General features: G+C 65.0%; 4 protein-coding genes and 1 pseudogene. 2 read left to right on the top strand and 3 right to left on the bottom strand.

All coding sequences use genetic code 11. The annotated features are described in order from the left end of the window. Both ABZ490_RS51900 and ABZ490_RS51905 read right to left on the bottom strand, forming a co-directional pair. A pseudogene (locus ABZ490_RS51900) lies at nucleotides 1-331 on the bottom strand (hypothetical protein); the annotation flags it as partial. Nucleotides 332-495: 164 nt separating this feature from the next. After that, nucleotides 496-729, bottom strand: coding sequence for a hypothetical protein (locus ABZ490_RS51905; protein WP_359008006.1), 234 nt, complete (start codon nucleotides 727-729; stop codon nucleotides 496-498). A gap of 464 nt (nucleotides 730-1,193) precedes the next feature. On the opposite strand from ABZ490_RS51905, the gene ABZ490_RS51910 reads away from it, so the two are divergent. Beyond that, nucleotides 1,194-1,901 (top strand): hypothetical protein, encoded by a 708-nt coding sequence (locus tag ABZ490_RS51910; protein ID WP_359008009.1) that lies wholly within the window; start codon nucleotides 1,194-1,196, stop codon nucleotides 1,899-1,901. A 506-nt stretch (nucleotides 1,902-2,407) separates the two neighbouring features. Next, a complete protein-coding gene (locus ABZ490_RS51915) occupies nucleotides 2,408-2,674 on the top strand; it encodes a transposase (RefSeq protein WP_359008012.1) in 267 nt (88 codons plus the stop codon). A gap of 872 nt (nucleotides 2,675-3,546) precedes the next feature. On the opposite strand, the gene ABZ490_RS51920 is transcribed toward ABZ490_RS51915, so the two are convergent. Next, nucleotides 3,547-5,499 carry a S8 family peptidase gene (locus tag ABZ490_RS51920; RefSeq protein WP_359008015.1) on the bottom strand — a complete coding sequence of 651 codons (1,953 nt, stop codon included), beginning with the start codon at nucleotides 5,497-5,499 and terminating at the stop codon, nucleotides 3,547-3,549. Between the last annotated feature and the right edge of the window lie 86 nt (nucleotides 5,500-5,585).

Here is a 5,585-nt window from a genome sequence, read left to right on the forward strand (position 1 = left end):
CCACCAGAAGACCGCAATAATCCAAAACGATGAAGGAGAACAGCGACAGTGAAGCCAAGTCACGACTATGACAGCAGTCTGGCTTGCTCCTCTCGTACTCCTCGCGCAGGGTGTAGTTGAGGTCGTCTCCGGCGAGGTACCAGCCGAGGGCGGAGCTGTAGGCCTGGATGTCGTTGCCGTGGACGCGCCGGCTGTCGCCGAAGCGGGCGGGCAGTACGCGTTCGATCGTGAAGTTCCCGGAGCAGCCGACGTAGATGTCTTCTCCGGGCCAGGTCCCGGCGTGCTCGTAGATGATCGAGCGGAGGGGTGCGGGTATCGAGCCGTGGAACATGGGGCCGCTCCTTGATCGTCGCTCTGAGGCGGGCGGAGATGGTAGTCGGCCTGCGGCTTTCTCCCAGATCAAGAATCGGCGGGCATGCGGAGGCGTCCTCGACTGGGGCGGGCGCCCCCGGCCCAGAGGGCTCGGGGGCACCCCGGCTCGATTTCCCTATGCAGTCAGCCGGCGAGCCCAAGGAAGGTGAAGACTGCGAGCACCAGGCCGATTGCGACGGCCAGGGCTGCCGTACCGCGGGCGAGGGAAGTAGGCCAGCTCTTGGGTTCCCTCCGCGCCACCCAGGTGTTCACGATCCCGCAGATGACGCCGATGAGAACTGCTATGGATACCAGCAGGATGCTGCGGAACAGCTTGTTGAGCCGCTGGATGAGTGCGCTGGTCTCGCTGGGCGTCACCGCGACAGGATCAGCCGCCGCAGGAGTCACTGGGACGCTTGGCGCAGGTGCGGTGTTCGCCGTTGTAGTGCAGGCGCCAACTACCGGGCAGCTGGCGGACTCGGCACCAGCGGCAGCGGGCATGCCTGCAATGGAGATCCAGAGAGCCAGGATCACACTGCCAACCCAAAGGCGGACGGGACGCCTGCCGCTTCCGCTCCAGCGTCGGCATAGGGCACTCTGTAAAGCAGACCGGGTGTGCATTTAGCCAGCTTTCGGTCATGGCGCGGTCCGGCCCGACGGTTCTGGTTGGGATCTAAGTGGCCGTCTGGCCGGACGGACGTCCGGGGGTGTCCGTACCCAACTTTGGTAACACAGCCAGAAAACGCCTGGTAGTAGCCCTAGATGATCTGGGACATGCAGTGGACACTAGGTTGACACAAGAGTGTCATACGGTTGCTGATCAAGAGACGTAGGGAACCCTTTTGGCGAAGAAACCCCTCGGGGAGCCACAAGCTCCACCGGGCCCGCAGTACGAATTCTTCGACGTTCTCCAGCGCTACGTGCGGCGCTACGGGAATAAGTCCCTGGCGGAGCTGGTGAGCGAGGGCAACATTTATTGCACGCGGCAGGCGCTTCACCGCGCGCTCGTTGGTCCGAAGCTTCCCAGCAGGAAGCTGGTGCACGAGATCGTGAGGGCGGTGAACTGCACGATAGAGGAAGCGGAGACCGTACTCAGCGCGTACGACGCCGCGTGCAACGATCAGCTCGCGCACAAGCGCAGGGCTGACCGTGAGACGGCCGCTGAGAAGGACCAGCGCTCGCTAACTCCGCATGTCAGCATGACGGGCCATGCAGCTCAGGACCTCAATGCATTTCTGCACGACTTGTACTTGGCGGCTGGAAGGCCGTCCTTGAGGGAGATTGAAAACCACGCATCGCGCTTGAACCCTGCTGTCCGCATGTCCAAGACTACGATCCATGGATGGCTGACGAGTAAAACGATACCGATGGAATTCGCTTCCCTTGAAGTTCTCATTCAAATCTTGACGCAATCGGCAAGCAGGCTGGGGGTGCGGCCACCACTCGACAGTATTGAAGCAGCAAAAAGGCTTTGGGTGCGCGCAGTCACGGAACGCCAGAGCACAAGAATGAGCGCTGGCAGCCCGAGCGGGCCCTCGCCTAAGAAGTAGGTCAGAACACGGAAGGCCCCTACCCGGGGGATTTAGGCGGGGACCTTCGATGGTGGAGCGCCGGCCGCGACTTGAACGTGATCCTCCCCCCCCTGAAAGGGTGCCATGCGGCAGTCACACCGTCGGTGGGTGGCCCGGTCGTGTCGCTACTTTGACGATCTGTTCGCCTCGGATGGCACATGACTACGGTCGCTACCCCGGTCGCATGGCACGGCCAGAAGCTGCGGGCAGCTCGTCCAGCAGTTGCAAGGGAGGGGCACCGGGGAGGCAGGAGCGAACGAGTTTATCGACGCCGGTATTTACCTCAGAGCTTGGGCACTCCGGCGGAGGGGACACACATCCCCAAATCAGCGAAACGATAAGCAGACCAGCTAGGAGGTGATCTAGGCCAAGATCGGTCACGTATTGCGCTTCGGTCCCGGCAGGCCATTTGGGAGCGGATGTTGACGGCGCTGCGCGAAAGCGAGCGGGTGTAGCTCGGCCGGGATCCCACTCCCAGCTCGACCATCGTGGACAGTCAGAGCGTCAGGGCCAGTGAGCGCGGCGGCCTGCACGGGTACGACGGCGGCAGGAAGGTCAGCGGCATCAAGCGCCGCCTTATCGTCGACACCCGCGGCACTGTCCTGGTCACCTACGTGAGCCCGGCGAGCGTCGGCGATCGCGGCGGAGCTGCAGTCCTGTTCGCCCGGGCTGCCGATGCCTTTCTTGTTGAGACGCCGTCCGCTTATCGATCACGGGGCCGGTCTGGTCGAACAGGGTTCCTGATCGGGTAGTCGCGGGGGCACCGAATACATGCGAGCAGGGCCGCTTGGTAGTTCGGGGGTGCGATCGCAACCGAGTGCCAGGAGGCCCTGTTGCCGAAGCCTTTCGGTTCCGCGTGCGTAGAGTCCAACTCGCTACCACCGTCGTGTGACTGCCTCGCGCACAGGTTCGGCAACGCGGCGGACGAACCGCATCTCGAGTCATATCTCCGACATGACGGAGGCGGAGTGCTCGAAGGCGTCCGCTGGACGTCGCAGGGATCCTCGACGGGCTGCGGCCTCTGGATTCGCGGGCGGACCTGACGCACGGCCAGGTGATCGAGGTAGTGGTGGTGAACCGGCTGACCGCTCTCGCGCCGCTGTTCCGCGTCGGGCACTGGGCGTACTCGTGTGAGGCCGTCAAGGGTCCTGGTGGAGGCCGATGTGCGTCCCGGCTGGTGCATGGACGGGGCTCGTCGGCGTCTTGCTGGGGGCTTCGGTGGTCAGCGTCGTTGTCGCGTCCGGCCGGTGGCAGCAAGGATCTCCTCGGGGACACCACCGGGACCCGGGGATGCCCATGACGAGACACTGACATGTCAATCGGAGGAGCAGCTCAGGCTGAACTTCCGAGAAGCATCCCTGAAGTGGCTTCTGCTGGTGCGTCGGTTACAGGCGCTTGGCGGTGCGGTCGCGCAGCAGCAGCCACGGACTCGCGTCGGCGCCGCCTGAGCACGCAGCCGGTCCATGCAGCAGCACGGCGTAAGCCGTCCTCTACGCCTTGCTCGGGGCGGCATCTGGCCTGGCCCCTCCGGGGTTGGGAATGCACCCCCTAAGCTGGGTGGCGGCAGTATGCCGCCGGACGGCGCTTTTGGCGCGTCACTCGTGGGGCTGTGCCGTCACCGAGGTCACCAGCCGAAATCCATCTGGATGGGGATGCCGTCTGTGACCTCGATTTCAGCAGAAGGCGTGACCTCGATCGGCACGCCGAGCTGGGTGGCGATGGGGGTGTATAGGTCGGTGCTGATGTCTGGAGTTTTGAGGGAGATCAGGAGGGCGTAGCTGACGGGGAGCCCGATGCGGTCGGCGCGTTTGTTTGCTTTCCACCAGCCGCCCACCGGGTAGACGGCCAGCGTTCCGCACTCGGCGAGGTCTGCTGCCGATCCGCGCCAGATGTCCGCGTGCAGGGACCCGAGATTCCGGGATCTGGGGCCTACCAGCCAGTGGGAGTGGGACTCGAACGCCCTGGGGTGGCCGGCATCGTCTGTCTCGTGCTCGGCTTGCTCTGCCAGTCTGTTTTGGAAAGCGTCATTGGACTCGGTGGGGCCCTTGATGGCGAAGCGCAGTCCGTGTGAGGCATAGCTGTAGCGTCCGAGCATGCCGCGTCGGCCCGGGTTGGGCTCAATCATGTAGGCGAGAGTGACCCGCAGGTCCACGGTGGTCTCAGCCAGTTCGCGGAGTTGTTCCAGAGGCCACGGAAGCTGGTGAAGCTTGAGTTCGGCTAGCCTGACCTGGCCGCCCTTGATCCTTCTCAGCGGCACCAGGGTGTTCTCGATGATCATAGTGACGGCGTTGGAGGCGCTGCTCTGGATCCGCTCCGCGGTGGGCACGCCCCACCCGTAGCGGCGGATCACCTGCCGCATCAATGCGCCCTTGGCCAGCTTGGGGGTGCCAGTCCTCTTGAACAGGCCCTGGTCGACCATGGCGGGCGTCCACTGGGCTTCATGGACGAGCAGGGCGCGTACTGTTTCCGGGCGCAGCCCGGGGTAGGCGCGCATCGCCAGCGCGGCGAGCGCGGCCGCCTGGGCGGTGGCGGCACTTGTGGCGTTCGTCCAGGTCAGCTGGCGAGCCGGGTCGCGGTGAGTGGTCGTCACGCTCAGCAGATCGTGTTCGTCCAGGACACTCCCGTCCGGTGCGACAAGCATGTTGCCGCCTTCCAGCACGATGTCGGGCTTGGTCACGGCCGCGTTGGCCAGTGCCACGGATGTGCGGCTGAACGGCGACAAGCTGCCCGGCGCGGCCAGAGGCCGGAATCCCTGAAACAGGCCGCCGTCGGGGACGGTGTCCAACTGGGTGTAGGCGCCGACGGTCAGGACGTTGTGCGCGTGCGCGGGCTCCTCGATGCGGGAAAGATCGGACAGCTGGAGGGGATCAAGCTCGCCGCTTTCGAAGCGCATCTGCTCGGGAATCGCGCCACGGATGTTGCCGGCACTCACAATGATCAGTCGCGAAGCCTCAGGATCCGGGGCACCGATCAGATCGATTCGGTCCTCGCGCACGGTCACATCGGTGCCCGCTGCCAGGGCATCCAGCGTGGCCGACCACAGCGTCGCCGTACCGTCGGTGCCGTTTTCTCCGTCACCCGACCGCCGCGTCACGGCCATCGAGAAGATCCGTGCGGACGGTGCAGGGCCTCCGTTGCCGATCTCAGCCATCGCCACGGCATTCGCGGTCGTTTCGGCGTAGGTACGCGGATGCGCGGCCGCCGCGTGGTCGTCGTTGAGGATCTTCACGGATTCCAGGCCGTGGCCGAGCGCCACCGGCCCCTGAGACTCCAGGGCCGAGGCTAGGTCACCGAAGAGGGCGAGTCCGGCCATCTGGGTACCGTGCCCGCTCAGGTCGGCCGGTGAGGCCTCAGGCAGCGCACTGTAGGCGCGCTCGTGCAACGACGGCTTGAGGAGAAGATGCTCCTGAGCGATGCCCGTATCCAGAATGCAGACCGCCGGGGCCTGCGGCTCGGCCGGCTCGATGCGCTGTGCGAGATCCTCGACGAGACCGGCACGGAACGCCCGGTCGACGCCGTAGAGTTCTTCGGCGAACGTAGGCGTACGGATCTCAGTGGGGCAGGCATTCGTAGCCAGTCATCCCGAGGCCTTTCGGCCTCACCCCGGGGCCGGGAAAATGGGGCGGGGTGCCCGTCCGGAGGACGTCGTTTTTGCTTGGTGCG

This window comes from Streptomyces sp. NPDC005811 (genome assembly GCF_040630405.1).
Taxonomy (GTDB): domain Bacteria; phylum Actinomycetota; class Actinomycetes; order Streptomycetales; family Streptomycetaceae; genus Streptomyces.